Origin of the sequence: Achromobacter sp. Root565, assembly GCF_001427425.1 — a bacterium.
Lineage (GTDB): Bacteria > Pseudomonadota > Gammaproteobacteria > Burkholderiales > Burkholderiaceae_B > Achromobacter > Achromobacter spanius_D.
This window is the reverse complement of sequence record NZ_LMGO01000007.1, coordinates 139280-155079: the sequence shown is the minus strand read 5'-3', so window position 1 is coordinate 155079 and position 15800 is coordinate 139280. Positions and strand designations below refer to the sequence as shown.

15 protein-coding genes are annotated in these 15800 nt (G+C 66.8%); 11 read left to right on the top strand and 4 right to left on the bottom strand.

The features are described 5' to 3' along the window. Window positions 1-204: 204 nt before the first annotated feature. From ASD71_RS24950 to ASD71_RS24930, 6 genes are all read left to right on the top strand, one after another. On the top strand, window positions 205-1086 hold the full coding sequence (locus ASD71_RS24950; protein WP_056570912.1) for a phosphoribosylaminoimidazolesuccinocarboxamide synthase: 882 nt from the start codon (window positions 205-207) through the stop codon (window positions 1084-1086). A gap of 525 nt (window positions 1087-1611) precedes the next feature. Beyond that, on the top strand, window positions 1612-1770 hold the full coding sequence (locus tag ASD71_RS28295; RefSeq protein WP_175138208.1) for a DUF5993 family protein: 159 nt from the start codon (window positions 1612-1614) through the stop codon (window positions 1768-1770). 10 nt (window positions 1771-1780) lie between these two features. Further along, window positions 1781-2353: a disulfide bond formation protein B gene (locus tag ASD71_RS24945; protein WP_056570910.1), complete on the top strand. Its 573-nt coding sequence runs from the start codon at window positions 1781-1783 to the stop codon at window positions 2351-2353. Between the two features lie 104 nt (window positions 2354-2457). Further along, entirely contained in the window at window positions 2458-2979 is a 522-nt protein-coding gene (purE, locus tag ASD71_RS24940; protein ID WP_056570908.1) for a 5-(carboxyamino)imidazole ribonucleotide mutase, read from the top strand. Window positions 2980-2984: 5 nt separating this feature from the next. Continuing rightward, on the top strand, window positions 2985-4175 hold the full coding sequence (locus ASD71_RS24935) for a 5-(carboxyamino)imidazole ribonucleotide synthase (protein WP_056570906.1): 1191 nt from the start codon (window positions 2985-2987) through the stop codon (window positions 4173-4175). A gap of 11 nt (window positions 4176-4186) precedes the next feature. Next, entirely contained in the window at window positions 4187-5230 is a 1044-nt protein-coding gene (locus ASD71_RS24930; protein ID WP_056570904.1) for an L-threonylcarbamoyladenylate synthase, read from the top strand. A gap of 12 nt (window positions 5231-5242) precedes the next feature. Here ASD71_RS24930 and ASD71_RS24925 read toward each other — a convergent pair whose 3' ends face one another. From ASD71_RS24925 to ASD71_RS24910, 4 genes are read right to left on the bottom strand one after another with little or no spacing between them, the layout of a single operon-like run. Further along, a complete protein-coding gene (locus ASD71_RS24925) occupies window positions 5243-6070 on the bottom strand; it encodes an IclR family transcriptional regulator C-terminal domain-containing protein (RefSeq protein ID WP_056570902.1) in 828 nt (275 codons plus the stop codon). Further along, the gene (locus tag ASD71_RS24920) at window positions 6070-6711 is read right to left on the bottom strand and encodes a 3-oxoacid CoA-transferase subunit B (protein WP_056570900.1); all 642 of its coding nucleotides are present in this window, start codon (window positions 6709-6711) and stop codon (window positions 6070-6072) included. Before ASD71_RS24920 ends, ASD71_RS24925 begins: the two co-directional genes overlap by 1 nt. Window positions 6712-6735: 24 nt before the next feature. Next, a complete protein-coding gene (locus tag ASD71_RS24915) occupies window positions 6736-7416 on the bottom strand; it encodes a 3-oxoacid CoA-transferase subunit A (protein ID WP_056570898.1) in 681 nt (226 codons plus the stop codon). Window positions 7417-7459: 43 nt separating this feature from the next. Next, entirely contained in the window at window positions 7460-8479 is a 1020-nt protein-coding gene (locus ASD71_RS24910; RefSeq protein ID WP_056570896.1) for a tripartite tricarboxylate transporter substrate binding protein, read from the bottom strand. Window positions 8480-8832: 353 nt separating this feature from the next. Here ASD71_RS24910 and ASD71_RS24905 point away from each other — a divergent pair, with 353 nt between their 5' ends. The 5 genes from ASD71_RS24905 (at window position 8833) to ASD71_RS24885 (ending at window position 15783) form a co-directional block, all read left to right on the top strand. Then, window positions 8833-9855, top strand: a complete 1023-nt coding sequence (locus ASD71_RS24905; RefSeq protein ID WP_056570894.1) for an amino acid ABC transporter substrate-binding protein — start codon at window positions 8833-8835, stop codon at window positions 9853-9855. 187 nt (window positions 9856-10042) lie between these two features. Then, window positions 10043-10561 carry a sigma-70 family RNA polymerase sigma factor gene (locus ASD71_RS24900; RefSeq protein ID WP_056570892.1) on the top strand — a complete coding sequence of 173 codons (519 nt, stop codon included), beginning with the start codon at window positions 10043-10045 and terminating at the stop codon, window positions 10559-10561. Continuing rightward, a complete protein-coding gene (locus ASD71_RS24895; protein WP_056570890.1) occupies window positions 10558-11520 on the top strand; it encodes a FecR domain-containing protein in 963 nt (320 codons plus the stop codon). The genes ASD71_RS24900 and ASD71_RS24895 overlap by 4 nt, the downstream gene beginning before the upstream one ends. A gap of 97 nt (window positions 11521-11617) precedes the next feature. Beyond that, entirely contained in the window at window positions 11618-14023 is a 2406-nt protein-coding gene (locus ASD71_RS24890) for a TonB-dependent siderophore receptor (protein WP_056570888.1), read from the top strand. A 200-nt stretch (window positions 14024-14223) separates the two neighbouring features. Beyond that, window positions 14224-15783 (top strand): acetolactate synthase large subunit, encoded by a 1560-nt coding sequence (locus ASD71_RS24885; RefSeq protein WP_056570886.1) that lies wholly within the window; start codon window positions 14224-14226, stop codon window positions 15781-15783. Window positions 15784-15800: the final 17 nt, after the last annotated feature.

The following is a 15800-nucleotide window of genomic DNA, read 5'->3' as shown; positions in this document are numbered from 1 at the left end:
GGGCGGTCGGCGCGAATCATGGATGGGAAAGAAAGCCTACCCCGCGCCTCGGCCTGCGGCAAGGCGAACTTATTTGCAGTAATCTATGCGCTTTGCAGGAGCCGCCGTCCGGCGCCGCTTCCGCCCAGTGTCCGATTTCGTTTCCCTTCCCGCCCTGGCGCCTGCCCGCGGCGGGAATGTTCATTTTTGCCATAGGCCATTCCCGTGACTTCTGCTTTGCATGAATCCAGCATCAAGTCCCTGCCGCTGCTGGGACGCGGCAAGGTGCGCGATATGTACGCCGTCGGCGACGACAAGTTGCTGATCGTCGCGTCGGATCGCATCTCCGCATTTGACGTGATCCTTGACGACCCCATTCCCGGCAAGGGACAGGTGCTGACCGAACTGACCGAATTCTGGTTGCAGAAGCTCGCGCACATCCTGCCCAACCACTCGACCGGCGTGAAGCCCGAAGACGTGGTGGCGCCCGATGAAGTGGACCAGGTGCGCGGCCGCGCCGTGGTGGTCAAGCGTCTGAAGCCCATCCTGGTGGAAGCGGTGGCCCGCGGCTACCTGATCGGTTCGGGCTGGAAGGACTACCAGGCGACCGGCGCCGTGTGCGGCATCAAGCTGCCGGCCGGCCTGCAACAGGCCAGCAAGCTGCCCGAGCCCATCTTCACGCCCGCCGCCAAGGCCGAGTTCGGCATGCACGACGAAAACGTGGACTTCGCGCACGTGGTCAAGGAAGTCGGTCAGGAAATGGCCGAGCGCATCCGCGACGTGACGCTCAAGCTCTACGCCGAAGCCGCCGCCTTTGCCGCGACCAAGGGCATCATCATCGCCGACACCAAGTTCGAATTCGGCCTGGACGACAACGGCACGCTGCACCTGATGGACGAAGTGCTGACGCCCGATTCGTCGCGCTTCTGGCCCGCGGACGGCTACCGCGTGGGCATCAGCCCCCCGTCGTTCGACAAGCAGTTCGTGCGCGACTGGCTCGAAACGCAAACGTGGGACAAGACCCCGCCCGCGCCGCGCCTGCCGCAGGAAGTGCTGGAAAAGACGGCCGCGAAGTACCGCGAAGCCTTGGACCGCCTGATCGCCTGATCGGACCAGCATTGAAAAACCCGCTCCCGCCGAGCGGGTTTTTTTTCGTCGCGTGTTCTTGATCGGCACCTTCAAGCGGTGTCTGACACCCTGGTGAGAARCGCTTCATCCTGAGCCGGCGGCYCAAGGGTGTCAGACACCGGCCGGACCGCCGCCGCWGCCKCCRCGAGGTGTCTGACACCCTGGTGAGAAGCGCTTCATCTTGAGCCGGCGGCCGAAGGGTGTCAGACACCGGCCGGACCGCCGCCGCAGCCTCCGCGAGGTGTCTGACACCCTGGTGAGAAGCGGGCTCAAGGGTGTCAGACACCGGCCGGACCGCCGCCGCWGCCKCCRCGAGGTGTCTGACACCCTGGTGAGAARCGCTTCATCCTGAGCCGGCGGCYCAAGGGTGTCAGACACCGGCCAAGCTGCCACCAACGCTCCCCCACCCGGGCAAACCCGCATCTTTGGCACGAAATTATTTCGGATTGTTACGCTATACTCGTCCGCTGCTTGGTTCGGGATTTCCGATAAATGGAGCGCCGCATGGTGATGATGCTGCCCTTTGTGACTGGGACGTTGGCAGTATGGTTTGGTCTCGTGGGCCGGCGCCGCCCCTGCGTGACGTTCTGGCTGCTGACTTTGGCCATCTTTGCCGCCTGGTGCAAATACCACATGACCAGTCCGCTGGCGTTGTCTCTATAAAGCGGCGGCGATGATCTTTTCCAGCAACCCGGCGCGCGGCTCGCGCATTCTCAATGCCCTGGCGCTGCTCGGGGTCACCGGCATCCTCTGCATGGCCTTCGCCTGGCAATTCGCGTATGACGAACTGCCGTGCCCGCTATGCCTGCTGCAGCGCGTGGCGCTGATCCTTGCCGGTGTGGGTTTCCTCTTGAACCTGCGGCTGGGCCCATCGCCGATGCACTATGCGATGAGCATTGCCGGCGCGCTGGCCGGCATGCTGGCCGCGGGACGCCAGGTGCTGCTGCACATTGCGCCGGGCGATGCGGGTTACGGCACCCCCTTTCTGGGCGTGCACTTCTATACCTGGGCGTTCGTTGCCTTCACGGCAATCATCGTGTTCTGCGTCGTCATGCTGTGCGTGGACCGCAAGTGGGGCGACAGCATGCTCAAGAAGCCCGTCTCGGCACTGGGCATGGTGGTCATGGCCCTGTTTTTCATCGTCGCCCTGGCCAACGCCGGCAGCACCACGCTGCAGTGCGGTTTCGGACCGTGCCCCGACGATCCGGTCAGCTACCTTTGGCTGAAAAGCGCCGCGTTGCCATAGCGGTCTCCGGCGCCGGGTAAAATACTGGGTTTCGCGGGCTGATCCCGCGGTCCCCCGACATTTCGCGGCGCGTGCGCCGTGGTCTCAACTACTAAACACCGGTTATGACAGACCAGACTTCCGCAGCGGCGCAAGCCTCCCCCGTGGTGGGCGTGATTATGGGATCTTCCAGCGATTGGGAGGTCATGAAGCACGCGGTGACGATGCTGGAGGATTTCGGCGTGGCCTACGAGGCGCGCGTCATCTCCGCGCACCGCATGCCGCAGGACATGGCCGAGTACGGCGCCGCGGCGCACCAGCGCGGCCTGCGCGGCATCATCGCCGGCGCCGGCGGCGCGGCGCACCTGCCGGGCATGATGGCCGCCCTGACCGAAGTGCCGGTCTTCGGCGTGCCGGTCCCCTCCAAGTACCTGCGCGGCGAAGACTCGCTGCTGTCCATCGTGCAGATGCCCAAGGGCGTGCCGGTGGCCACCTTTGCCATCGGCGAAGCCGGCGCCGCCAACGCCGCGCTGCACGTGATCGCCACGCTGGCGGGCACCGATGCCGGCCTGCACGCAAAGCTGGTGGCGTTCCGCGCCCGCCAGACGCAGGCCGCGCGCGACATGAAGGTTCCGCCCGAGGCTTGATGCGAATGACTCAATCGACTCCTTTCCTCATCGCGCCCGGCGGCTGGCTGGGCATGCTGGGCGGCGGCCAACTGGGCCGCATGTTCTGTCACGCCGCGCAAAGCCTCGGGTACAAGGTCGCCGTGCTGGACCCGGCCGCGGAATGTCCGGCCGGCATGGTGGCCGACCTGCACATCCAGGCCGCCTATGACGACGAGGCCGGCCTGGCCCGCCTGGCGCAGACGTGCCAGGCCGTCACCACCGAATTCGAAAACGTTCCCGCCGACAGCCTGCGCGCGCTGGCGACGCGCTGCCGCGTCAGCCCGGCGGGCGACGCCGTGGCCATCGTGCAAGACCGCATCGCTGAAAAGACCTTCATCGCGGCGCAAGGCATCCCGGTCGCGCCGCATGCCGCGATCCGCAGTGAAGCCGATCTGAACGCCGCCTCGGATGCGCTGTTCCCCGGCATCCTGAAGGTCGCGCGCCTGGGTTATGACGGCAAGGGCCAGGCCCGCATCAACACCCGCCAGGAAGCGATCGCCGCCTTCGCCGAATTCGGCGGCGTGGCCTGCGTGCTGGAAGCGTTGATGCCGCTGGACTACGAAATCTCGGTCGTGCTGGCGCGCGGCTTTGATGGCGCGAGCGTAGTGTTTCCCGTGGCGCGCAACGTGCACCGCGACGGCATCCTGGCCGTGTCCACCGCGGCGCCCGTGCAGCAGGACGCGGCCCACGCCGAACGCCAGGCCCGCGCCACCGAAGCCGCGCAAGCCATCGCGCAGGGGTTGGGCTACCACGGCGTGCTGTGCGTGGAGTTCTTCGTGCTCCAGGACGGCAGTCTGATCGTCAACGAGATCGCGCCGCGTCCGCACAACAGCGGCCACTACACGATCGACGCCTGCGTCACCAGCCAGTTCGAGCAGCAGGCGCGCGCCATGGCCGGCTTGCCGCTGGGCAGCACCGACCTGCTGGCGCCCGCCGTCATGCTGAACATCCTGGGCGACATCTGGTACGCCGACGCCACGGGCGATGCGCAACGCGAACCCGATTGGGCGGCCGTGCTGGCCGTGCCGTCGGCCAAGTTGCACCTGTATGGCAAGCGCGAGGCGCGCCGTGGCCGCAAGATGGGCCACATCACGATCGTGGCGGCCACCTTGCAGCAGGCCCGTGACGACGCTGCCCGCGTGGCAGCCGCGCTGGGCATGCAGGCTCCCGAGTAAGCGACACGCCGATGTCTTCATCCCCGTCCGCCAGCGCCGCGGAAATCGCGCACGCCGCCCAGCGCATGCTGGACGGCGAACTGGCCGCCTTCCCGACCGAGACCGTCTACGGCCTGGGCGCGGACGCCGAAAACCCGCAAGCCGTCGCCAAGATCTACGCGGCCAAGGGCCGGCCCTCGAACCATCCCGTCATCGTGCATATCGCGCCGCAGGGCGACGTGGCGTATTGGGCGGCGCACGTGCCGCCCGAGGCGCAACTGCTCATCGACGCGTTCTGGCCCGGTCCGCTGACCCTGATCCTGAAGCGCGCGCCGCACATCGTCGACACGGTGAGCGGCGGGCAGGACAGCATTGGCATCCGTTGCCCATCGCATCCGGTGGCGCAGGCGCTGCTGGCGGCGTTTGCGGCCGGCAAGCCGAACGGGCAGGGCGGTGTGGCGGCGCCGTCGGCCAACAAGTTTGGCCAGGTATCGCCCACCCGTGCCGAACACGTGCGCAACGAGTTCCCCGACGAGGTCGCCGCCGGCATGCCCGTGCTGGAAGGCGGCGCGTCGGACGTCGGCATCGAATCCACCATTCTCGACCTGTCTCGCCTGGATCGCGGCGCGGGGCCCGTGCTGCTGCGGCCCGGCCACATCAGCGCCGCGCAGATCGAGGCCGTGCTGGGCGTGCAGGTCTTTGCGCCTGACGCCGCCGCGCCGCGCGCGTCCGGCACGCTGAAGGCGCATTACGCGCCGCGCACGCCGCTGGAACTGGCCAGCGAGGCTCGCATGAACGACGTGCTGGCCGGACGCAATCTGCCCGAGGGCCGCGTGGTGCTGGTGGCCTACGACCCGCAACCCGCCGCATCCGATCCTCGTGTGCAGTGGCAGCCGGTATCCGCAGACCCGGCGCGCTACGCGCAGGCGCTGTATGGCTTGCTGCGCGATCTGGACGGTCAGGGCTATGCGCGCATCATCGTGCAGGCGCCGCCCGCCACTGATGACTGGCACGCGGTCAACGACCGCATCGGGCGGGCCGCCGCGGCCTTCACGCTGGATACCACCGGCCTGTAGCCTGCTGGCCGCTCACGCGGCCAGGAATTCCCCGATTCGTTCCACGGCCTGCCGCAAGGGCGGCAGGAACTCGTCCTGCAGGCGGTTGAGCGGCACGCGCGCCGCCTTCACGCTGACATTCACCGCGCCGCAGGCCTTGCCGCTGGCCGATCGCACGGCCACCGAGATCGCGCGCACGTTCAACTCCAGTTCCTGGTCGACCACCGCATAGCCTTGCTCGCGGATGCGCGCCAGTTCCGCGCGCAGTTTCGCCTCGGTGGTCAGCGTGAACTCGGTGTAGGGCTGCAGGTCGGTTGCCGCGAAATACCGCGCCAGCGCGGGCTCGGGCAGTTCCGCCAGCAGCACGCGCCCGATCGACGTGCAATACGCGGGCAGGCGGCTGCCCAACCCCATCGACGTGGCCAGCAGGCGGTTCACCTCGGACCGCGCCAGGTACAGCATTTCGTGGCCTTCCATGATGGCGAGCGCGCAGGTTTCGTTCACGGTCGCGCTCAATTCTTCCAGCACCGGCTGCGCCAGCGAGACAAACGGCGTGGACGAAAAGTATGCGTAGCCCAGCCCAAGAATGCGCGGCGTCAGTACGTAGAGCCGGCCGTGCTGCTCGGCCATGCCCAGCAGGATCAGCGTGTGCAGGCAGCGCTGCACGACGGCGCGCGGCAGACCCGCGCGCCGGCTCAGTTCGGCGGCGGTCTGCGGATGGCGGCGCGTGCCGAAGGCGCGGATGACATGCAGGCCGCGCGCCAGCGTCAGCATGTAGTCCGGGTCGCCGCGCAACTGGTCCGGATGGTCTTCGGCCGTGGGCGGCGCGGCGTAGCCGGGAGCGGGCAGGTTGGGCAGCATCAGCCTGCGCGCAGCGGCGCGCCGGTGCGCGTCTGCAGTTCGGTCAGAGTCATGCCGTCGATCATATCCCGGACCACCAGGCCGTCCGGCGTGACGTCGATGACCGCGAGGTCCGTGTAGATGCGGTTGACCACGCCCGCGCCGGTCAGCGGATAGGTGCAGCGCTCGACGATCTTGGGATCGCCGTTCTTGCTGTTGTGCTCCATCATGATGAACACGCTGCGCGCGCCCACGGCCAGGTCCATCGCGCCGCCGACGGCGGGCGCCTCGCCTGGCTTGTTCAGCGACCAGTTCGCCAGATCGCCATTGGCCGCAACCTGCATGCCGCCCATGACGCAGATGTCCAGATGGCCGCCGCGCATCATCGCGAACGAGTCCGCGTGATGGAAGTACGAGCCGCCCGTCAGCAGCGTTACGGGCTGCTTGCCGGCATTGATGAGATCCAGGTTGATGTCGGCCTCGGCCGGGGGCGGGCCCATGCCGAGGATGCCGTTTTCGCTGTGCAGCACGATCTCGCGGCCCTCGGGCAGATGGGCCGCCACCAGCACCGGCATGCCGATGCCCAGGTTCACGTAGCTGCCGTCGGGAATGTCCAAAGCCAGGCGGCGCGCCATGGCTTCGCGGGTCAGGGGACGAAACATGCGGACTCCTACACGCTGATGGCGTTAACTGGAAAAGGCGGCGTTCGGCACTTCGGTCACGCGCTTGACGAAGATGCCTGGCGTCACCACGGCCTCGGGCGGCAGCTCGCCCAGTTCGGCCTTGGCGCGCACCTGCACGATGGTGGTCTTGGCGGCCATGCACATGATGGGACCGAAGTTGCGCGCGCTCATGTTGTAGGTCAGGTTTCCCCAGCGGTCGCTGCGGTCGGCCTTGACCAGCGCAAAGTCGCCATGCAGCGGTTCCTCGAATACGTGGCCGCGGCCGTTGATGATGCGGGTCTCCTTGCCGCGCGCAAGCTCGGTGCCGTACGCGGTGGGCGTGAAGAAGCCGCCCAGTCCGGCGCCGGCCGCGCGCAAGCGTTCGGCGATGGTGCCTTGCGGTACGCATTCGAGTTCGATGCGGCCTTGCCGGTAGAGCTCGTCGAAGACCCACGAGTGCGAGGCCTTTGGAAACGAGCAGATCACCTTGCGCACGCGCCCGGCCTTGACCAGCGCGGCCAGGCCCGTCTCGCGATTGCCGGCGTTGTTGCTGACTACCGTGAGCTCGCGCGCGCCCTGGTCGATCAGGGCATGGATCAGTTCGGTGGGCATCCCGGCGCCGCCGAACCCGCTGATGAGCACGGTGGCGCCGTCGTGCACGTCTGCAACCGCGGCCTCGGGGGTGTCGAAGAACTTGTCGATCATGGGGGGGCTCCGATGAGGCGGGCGCTGCGGCGCCCGGCCTCGCTCAGTTCACGGTGATGTTTGCCTGTTTGATGATCTCGGCGTAGCGCGCCGAGTCCTTCTTCATCAATTCGGCAAACTCGGCCGGCGTGCCGCCCACCGGCAGAAAGCCCGCGTCCACGAACTTCTGCCGCACGTCCGGCTCCTTGACGATCTCGCTGATCTCGCGCGCCATGCGTTCGATGATCGGCTTGGGCGTGTTGGCCGGCGCCATCAGGCCGGCCCACGAGCCGGTGACAAAGCCCGGCATGCCGGCTTCTTCCATCGTGGGAATGTCCGGCTCCGTGGGCCAGCGCGTCTTGCCCGTGAACGCCAGCGCCTTCAGGCGGTTCTGCTTCACGTATTGCATCGGCACGAGCACGGGATCGAACACCATGCTCACACGGTTGCCCAGGATATCGGTCAGGATCGGCGCGCTGCCCTTGTACGCCACGTGCGTCATCGTGATCTTGTTCTGCAGCGCGAAGTCGGCGCCAGTCAGGTGGGCGCTCGAGCCGTTGCCGCTGGACGCGTAGGTGAGCTTGTCCGGATTCTTGCGGGCATACGCAACCAGCTCCGCCACGGTCTTGACGGGAAGCTCGTTCGCCACGAACAGGAACAGCGGCAGATCCGCCATCTGCACAACGGGCGTCAGGTCCGCAGGCGTATAGCCCAGCTTGTACAGGTGAAAGTTGATGATGTAGGCCGGCAGCATCGACAGGAACGTGTAGCCATCGGGTTCCGCCTTGGCGGCCAGCGCCGACCCCAGGCTGCTGTTCGCGCCCGGCCGGTTCTCGACGACGATGGTCTGGTTCAGGCGCGGGCCCAGCTTTTCCATCACGATGCGCGTCACGATGTCGGTGGATCCGCCTGGCGTGTACGGAACGATGATCTTGATCGGCTTGCTGGGCCAGTTGTCGGCCGCGTGCGCGGGACCGGCGGCCAGGCTGGCAGCCGCCAGCGCGGCGAACAGGACGTTTTTCAGAACGCGGCGGCGGTCAGTGACCGCCGGGCGATGGGGCTGCGACTTGCATGCATGTGCCATGGACTTGTCTCCTCCATGAATCGGCCGATTGCCGCTGTGCGTCCGGGTTTTTATGTGACGCGACGGCTTTTTAAAGGGGCTGCGGCTTTGCTGACTATCGGACAAAGACGCAAAAAAAGTATGGCACGGGGGAATCGGCACGACGGCGCATGACCGTCCCAAAAAAGTTCGATCACCGGACACGGGGCAGTGGCACCCGTGCGTCCGTTTTACGGGTTTTCACTAGCGATTCGCGCGTTGTTCACAGGGTGGACATGCCTTAATCTGGCGGCCGGTCCAGTAAGGCAGGACCTGGTTTCAACTGTCCCCGGCTACGAGCCCAGGGCGGTCATCTATCTCAGGAGAAGCAGAACATGAAGCGGAAATTGATGGTTGCGGCCGGCGCGATTGCCCTGGCCTGCGCGTCCCAGGCGGCGATGGCCGGTCCCACGCTGGACGCGGTGAAAAAGAAGGGATTCGTGCAGTGCGGCCTGACGGACGGGGTGTCCGGATTCTCCGCGACGAACAGCAAAGGCGAATGGGAAGGCATGGACGTGGACATCTGTCGCGCGGTGGCCGCGGCGGTGTTTGGCGATGCCTCCAAGTTCAAGGGCACCGCGCTGTCCACCCAGCAACGCTTCACTGCACTGCAATCGGGCGAGGTCGACGTGCTGCTGCGCACCGTGACGCTGACCCAGACGCGCGACACGTCGCTGGGCCTGTCCGCCGTGGCCGCCAGTTTCTATGACGGCCAGGGCATCCTGGTGAGCAAGAAGCTGGGCGTCAAGAGCGCCAAGGAACTGAACGGCGCCACAGTCTGCGTGCAGCCCGGCACCACCACCGAACTGAACCTGGCCGACTGGTTCCGCGCCAACAACATCGAGTTCAAGCCGGTCGTGATCGACAAGGTCACGGAAGTCGTGCGCGCCTTTGAATCCGGCCGCTGCGACGCCTTCACCGACGACGCCTCGCAACTGGCCGCGGTGCGCGCCACGCAGGTCGCCAACCCGAACGACTACGAAATCCTGCCGGAGCGTTTCTCGAAAGAGCCGCTGGGCCCCATGGTGCGCCAGGGCGACGAGAACTGGCTGGGCATCGTGCGCTGGACGCTGTTCGCGCTGCTGGAAGCCGAGGAGTACGGCATCACCCAGAAGAACGTGGACGACATGCTCAAGAGCAAGAACCCCAACGTGCTGCGCATCCTGGGCGTGACGCCGGGCGCCGGCAAGAACATGGGGCTGGATGAAAAATGGGCCTACAACGCCATCAAGGCCGTGGGCAACTACAGCGAAGTGTTCGAGCGCAACGTGGGCAAGGACAGCAAGCTGGGCCTGCAACGCGGCACGAACGCGCTGTGGAATCAGGGCGGCGCGATGTATCCGTGGCCGATCCGCTGATACGTAATCACCCATAGCGGCCGGATAAACCCGTCCGATGCAATCGCGCAAGGCCTCCTTCGGGAGGCCTTGCTGTTTCCGGGTGCGACCCGAACGGGAACGAGGCGTGCCTCGGAAAGGGGACGCCTTGGCACGTCTGCGATAGAATGCGAGCGATTCCCATTTGCAGATAACCGCCCGCCGCGCCATGCTTCCGCCTTCCACGCTTACCTCGGACCATCCTCTGCTGGCCCGGATCTACACCGAAGACAGGCCATGGCTGCTGGGTCGCCTTTACACCCGGCTGCGCAACCTCGAAGACGCCGAAGACGTCGCGGGCGACACGTTCGTGCAGCTCATCCAGACGCCGCGTCTCGCCTCCGTGCGCGAGCCGCGCGCGCTCATCATCACCATCGCCAAACGCCTGGTCTGGAAACTGTGGCGCCGCCGCGAGCTGGAAGCCGCGTGGCTGGAAAGCCTGTTTCATCAGGGCGAGCAGTTTGCGCCGTCGCCGCAGGAACAGCTTGCCATCCTGCAGACGCTGCAGCAGGTGGACCAGATGCTCGACGGCCTGTCTGCGAAGGCGCGCGCCGCGTTCCTGTACAGCCAGCTCGACGGCCTGACGCACAAGGAAATCGCCGCCGCGCTGGGCGTGTCGGTGAGCATGGTGCGCCAGTACATCTCGCAGGCGCTGCAGCGCTGCTACGCGCTGGCGGATGCGCAATGAGCCGCGAGCAAACCGTGGCCGAGGCCGGGGACCGCGCGATCGGCTTCTGGGTCAAGCTGACCTCAGGCGAGGCGACGGACGCCGATCACGCCGCCTGTGCCGCCTGGCGCGCGGCTGACCCGGCCCACGAACATGCCTGGGCGCGGCTGCAGCAGGGCCTGAGCCAGTCGGTGGGACGGCTGGAATCGGTCATGAAGAACGAGCATCACGCGCTGCGGCGCACGCTGGTGCGTCCGGCGCGCCGCCGCGTGCTGCTCAACGCGGCCGCCTTGGCCGGCGCCGCCGCGGCCGGCGGCTGGGTGGCCAACCGCATTTCCCCGCTGGGCAATCTGACGGCCGATCTGGGCACCGCCACGGGTGAACGCCGGACCTACACGCTGCCGGACGGCAGCCTGCTGACCCTGGATGCGCGCAGCCGGGTGGACTTGGACTTCACGGCGGACGCGCGCAGCGTGCGGCTGCTGGAGGGTGCGTTGGTGGTGCAGCCGCGCACCGGCCTTACGGCGATGTTTGCGGTGCACACGGCGCACGGGCAGGTCCGCAGCGCGGGCGCGGGCTGCATGGTGCGGCTGGAAGAGGAAGCCAGCCTGGCCGTGGCGTTGCAGAGCAGCGTCGAAGTGCTTCCGCGCGATGCGTCGCCGCTGACGCTGGCGATGGGGCAAGGCGCGCGTTTTGGCGCCGCCTGGGCGGACCGCCCGCAAGCGATGGAAGACGCCGCGTCGTGGCGCGAGGGATGGCTGAAGGTGCGCGACCAGCCGCTGGGCGAGATTGCCGCGGCGCTGGCCAGCTACCGCACGGGCGTGCTGCGCGTCAGCCCGCAGGCCGCCCGCCTGGCGGTGTCCGGTCTATATCCGCTGGACGACACCGACCGCGCGCTGAGCGCGCTGGAACACACGCTGCCGATCACGGTCAGCCGCTATACGCGCTGGCTCACTTTGATCGACGTCCGGCCGGCCTGACCGGTTTTTTTCACTTTTTTTCGCACGAGGACTGTCACTTTTCCGATCTCGCGGCACATACCCAGATATCACTGTGCGCAACGTATCGGAGAGCTTCATGCGCGTTTTGCCTGTTCCCCATGTCCTGAGTATCGCCGTGGTCCTGGCGGCGTCCAGCCTTGGCCAGCCCGTCCAGGCCCAGCCGCGGGCGCCCATCGCGTTCGATCTGCCCGCTGGCAGCCTGGACGCCACGCTGACCGAGATTGCGAGGTTGAGCCGGACCGTCGTTTCCTACGATCCGCAGCTCGTGCGCGGCCTGAATGCCCCCGCGGTGCGGGGCGTATACACCACGGACGCTGCGCTGCGCGCCGCCCTGGCGGGCAGCGGACTCGAATCCACACAGGCCGCGGACGGCACGCTGACCCTGCGGCGTGCGCCGCCTCAGACCCCCACGCTCGCACCGGTCACGGTGTCCGGTAATTTGCCGCCCGTGGATACCAGTGACACCTACGTCGTGCAGGTGACGAACAGCGCCACGCGCCTGAACCTGTCGCAGCGCGAGACGCCGCAATCGGTAACGGTGGTGACGCGCCAGCGCATGGATGACCAGTCCATGCGGAACCTGGACGACGTGTTGCAGGCGACCACCGGCATTTCGGTGGTTCAGAGCGGTTCGGAGCGCTCGACCTACCAGGCGCGTGGCCAACAGATCGACAACCTGCAAATCGACGGCGTGCCGGTCAACATCACCAACCCGTATTCGTTCGACGCCATCAACAAACCCACCACCGAGATCTATGACCGGGTCGAGGTCGTGCGCGGCGCCACGGGCCTGCTGGAAGGGGCCGGCAACCCGGCGGCCGCCATCAACCTGGTGCGCAAGCGGCCCGGCTACGAGACGACGGGGGTCATGACGGTGTCGGCGGGATCGTGGGACGACTACCGCACCATGCTCGACGTGTCCTCGCCTTTGAACGACGCCAAGACGCTGCGCGGACGCGCCGTGATGGCTTACACCAATTCGGGCGACTTCCAGCAACATGCGGGCAAGGAGAACACGCTCTTTTACGGCATCCTGGAGGCCGACATCACGCCCGCCACCACGGTGACGGCGGGCCTGACCTACCAGAAGGACCGCAACCAGGGCTATGACTGGTCCGGCCTGCCGACGCGGACCGACGGTTCGTTCTACCCGATGTCGCGCAAGACGAGCCTGGTCGGCGACTGGAACTACGTGAACAAGCGCAACACCAACCTGTTCGCCGACATCAGGCATGAATTCGACAACGGCTGGAAATTCACCCTGGCCGGGAACTGGCTGTCCGCCAAGTCGGACTTCCTGGGAAATTACACGCAGCGCACCACCGGCGACCTTTTCACACTGAACCCGCGCCTCTTCCATTTCAACGATACGCAGTGGGGCGTGGACGCGTATGCATCGGGCCCGTTCCAATTGCTGGGCCGCCAGCATGAGCTGGTGGTGGGCGCCTCCACGCGCAAGGACGACTTCGACTATCACGGTGGGCGCGACGCCAGCTATCGCTACGTGGTCGACATGAACGACCTGAGCGCCTTCGATCCGCCCGTGCCGACCGGGCTGGACGTGGACATGTGGCAGTACAACATCACGCAGAAGCAGCAAGGGATTTACACCGCCGGCCGCTTCAGCCTGACCGACAGCACGACCTTCCTCGTCGGGGCGCGCATGAGCTGGTTCGAATTCGACCGCTTTGCGCAGACCACCGTGCGCACAGGAAGCCGCTATGAGCAGCGCGGCAAGGTCACGCCGTACGCCGGTGTGGTGCAGGACCTGAACGAGAACCTGTCGGCGTACGCCAGCTATACCGAAATATTCAAGCCGCAGGAAAACATTGGCGTCGACGGCAGCGTGCTGCCGCCGATGACGGGGCAGAACTACGAGATTGGTCTGAAGGGCGAGTTCATGGACCGCCGGGTGAACGCCGCGCTGGCGCTGTTCCAGACGGACCAGAAGGGCCGGGCCGACCGGATCTACGACATGGACCTGTGCCCGCCGGGCGTCCTTTCGTGCTTTCGCGCTGCCGAGAAGGTGCGCAACCGGGGCGTGGACTTCGAGATCAACGGCGCCATCACGCCGGCCTGGAATGTCAGCCTGGGCTACACGTACACGCAGTCCAAATATGCGCAGGGTCCGCTCGCCGGCCAGACATTTGCCAGCACCTTTCCGCGTCACCTGCTGAAGGTGTCCACCGACTACCGACTGCCGGACCAATGGAACAAGCTGCGCGTGGGCGGCTCGGTCTATGCGCAGAGCGGCATCTTCAACACCGGCACGACGGGCGGAGTCGACTACAGGATTTCGCAGGGCGCCTACACGCTGGTCGGCCTGCATGCGGTCTACGACGTCAACAAGAACCTGGCGGTGCAGTTCAATGTGGACAACCTCTTCGACCGGAATTACTACCAGTCGGTGGGCAACACCGACTACTTCAATTACTTCGGCCAGCCGCGCACTATTCGCCTCGCGCTGCGCGCCACGTTCTGACGGCATGCGAACCGGGGGCGGCCGTCCGCTTCCCGGGCGCCGCCATGTTATGTTCCGCCAGGCGGAACACTGCCCGGAATGGTTCCATGCGCGCAAGCGGAAATGGCACTATCGCGAATCCGCCAGGCTCCCTATGATGTCCGTTGCGCGGGTGGCCTTGCCACCCGCTACTGCCATTGATAACTACCAGGGAAACAACGATGAACGGCGCCGATAGCCTTTGCGACACCTTGCTTGCCAATGATGTGGACGTTTGCTTTGCAAATCCGGGCACATCCGAGATGCACTTTGTGGCGGCCCTGGATCGCAAGCCCAAGATGCGCTGCGTGCTGGGCCTGTTCGAAGGCGTGGTGACGGGCGCGGCCGACGGCTACGCGCGCATGGCCGACAAGCCGGCAGCCACGCTGCTGCACCTGGGCCCGGGCCTGGGCAATGGCCTTGCCAATCTGCACAACGCCAAGCGTGCGCGCACGCCGATGGTCAACATCGTGGGCGACCACGCCACCTATCACGTGCAGTACGACGCGCCGCTGACCAGCGACGTGGAAGGCGTGGCGCGGCCGATGTCGCACTGGGTCAAGCGCACGATGACGGCATCGGCCTTGTCCGCGGATGCCGCCGAGGCCGTGGCCGTGGCGCGCCGTTCGCCGGGCAACATCGCCACGCTGATCCTGCCGGCCGACACGGCCTGGACCGAGCTGCCCGATAACGCGCCCGCGCCCATCGTGGCCAAGGACGAGCCGCTGGCGCAGACCACCGCCGACGCCGTTCGCGCCGCCGCCGCCGCCATCCGTTCGGGCGAAGTCACCGTGCTGATGCTGGGTGGCGCCGCGCTGCGCGAGCGCGCCCTGAACGCCGCCGGCCGCATTGCGCGGGCCACCGGGGTGCGCCTGGTGTCGGAAACGTCGAACCGCCGCATCGAGCGCGGCGGCTCGCGCACCCCCGTGGACCGCCTGCCGTATCCGATCGACATGGCCGTGGCCAAGCTGAAGGACGTGAAGCATCTGGTGCTGGCGGGCGCCAAATCCCCGGTCGGCTTTTTTGCCTACCCCGGCAAGCCCAGCCTGCTGGCCCCGCAGGACAGCAACCAGCTCGTGCTGGCCACCGCCGACCAGGACCTGCCGCACGCGCTGGAATGGCTCGCCGACGAACTGGGCATCGCCGCCGACGCGCCGCGGCTGCTCGCGCTCGCGCCCAGCTATGAAGTGCCTGCCTCCGGCAAGCTGACCAGCGCCGCGGTCAACGTTCTGGTGGCGCACCACCTGCCCGAGCAGGCCATCGTCTGCGACGAGTCCATCACGCAGGGGCGCGAATTCCCGCTCTACAGCGTCAACAGCGCGCCGCACGACTGGTTGATGCTGACCGGCGGCGCGATTGGCATCGGCCTGCCGATGGCGACGGGCGCGGCGGTCGCTTGCCCCGACCGTAAGGTGGTGACCCTGCAGGCGGACGGCAGCGGCATGTACACCTTGCAGGCGTTGTGGACGCAGGCACGCGAAAACCTGGATTGCCTGACCATCATCCTGGCCAACCGTTCCTATGCCACGCTGCACGGCGAAATGAAGAACGTGGGCGTGCAGGAGCCGGGCCGCAATGCGCGCCGCATGCTGGACCTGCAGGATCCGCATCTGGAATGGACCCATCTGGCGCGCGGCATGGGCGTCGAAGCCGTCAGCGTGGATACGGTCGAAGGCTTTGCGCGCGCGCTGGCCGAAGGCCTGAAGCGCCGCGGCCCCTTCCTGATCGAAGCGGTGATCTGACGATTGCCGCATTGGCG

What these genes read in the sequence shown, in the direction of transcription:
- ASD71_RS28295 (WP_175138208.1), top strand. Translation starts at nt 1,612, where the DNA reads ATGGTGATGATGCTGCCCTTTGTGACTGGGACGTTGGCAGTATGGTTT.
- ASD71_RS24945 (WP_056570910.1), top strand. Translation starts at nt 1,781, where the DNA reads ATGATCTTTTCCAGCAACCCGGCGCGCGGCTCGCGCATTCTCAATGCC.
- purE (WP_056570908.1), top strand. Translation starts at nt 2,458, where the DNA reads ATGACAGACCAGACTTCCGCAGCGGCGCAAGCCTCCCCCGTGGTGGGC.
- ASD71_RS24935 (WP_056570906.1), top strand. Translation starts at nt 2,985, where the DNA reads ATGACTCAATCGACTCCTTTCCTCATCGCGCCCGGCGGCTGGCTGGGC.
- ASD71_RS24930 (WP_056570904.1), top strand. Translation starts at nt 4,187, where the DNA reads ATGTCTTCATCCCCGTCCGCCAGCGCCGCGGAAATCGCGCACGCCGCC.
- ASD71_RS24925 (WP_056570902.1), bottom strand. Translation starts at nt 6,070, where the DNA reads ATGCTGCCCAACCTGCCCGCTCCCGGCTACGCCGCGCCGCCCACGGCC.
- ASD71_RS24920 (WP_056570900.1), bottom strand. Translation starts at nt 6,711, where the DNA reads ATGTTTCGTCCCCTGACCCGCGAAGCCATGGCGCGCCGCCTGGCTTTG.
- ASD71_RS24915 (WP_056570898.1), bottom strand. Translation starts at nt 7,416, where the DNA reads ATGATCGACAAGTTCTTCGACACCCCCGAGGCCGCGGTTGCAGACGTG.
- ASD71_RS24910 (WP_056570896.1), bottom strand. Translation starts at nt 8,479, where the DNA reads ATGGCACATGCATGCAAGTCGCAGCCCCATCGCCCGGCGGTCACTGAC.
- ASD71_RS24905 (WP_056570894.1), top strand. Translation starts at nt 8,833, where the DNA reads ATGAAGCGGAAATTGATGGTTGCGGCCGGCGCGATTGCCCTGGCCTGC.
- ASD71_RS24900 (WP_056570892.1), top strand. Translation starts at nt 10,043, where the DNA reads ATGCTTCCGCCTTCCACGCTTACCTCGGACCATCCTCTGCTGGCCCGG.
- ASD71_RS24895 (WP_056570890.1), top strand. Translation starts at nt 10,558, where the DNA reads ATGAGCCGCGAGCAAACCGTGGCCGAGGCCGGGGACCGCGCGATCGGC.
- ASD71_RS24890 (WP_056570888.1), top strand. Translation starts at nt 11,618, where the DNA reads ATGCGCGTTTTGCCTGTTCCCCATGTCCTGAGTATCGCCGTGGTCCTG.
- ASD71_RS24885 (WP_056570886.1), top strand. Translation starts at nt 14,224, where the DNA reads ATGAACGGCGCCGATAGCCTTTGCGACACCTTGCTTGCCAATGATGTG.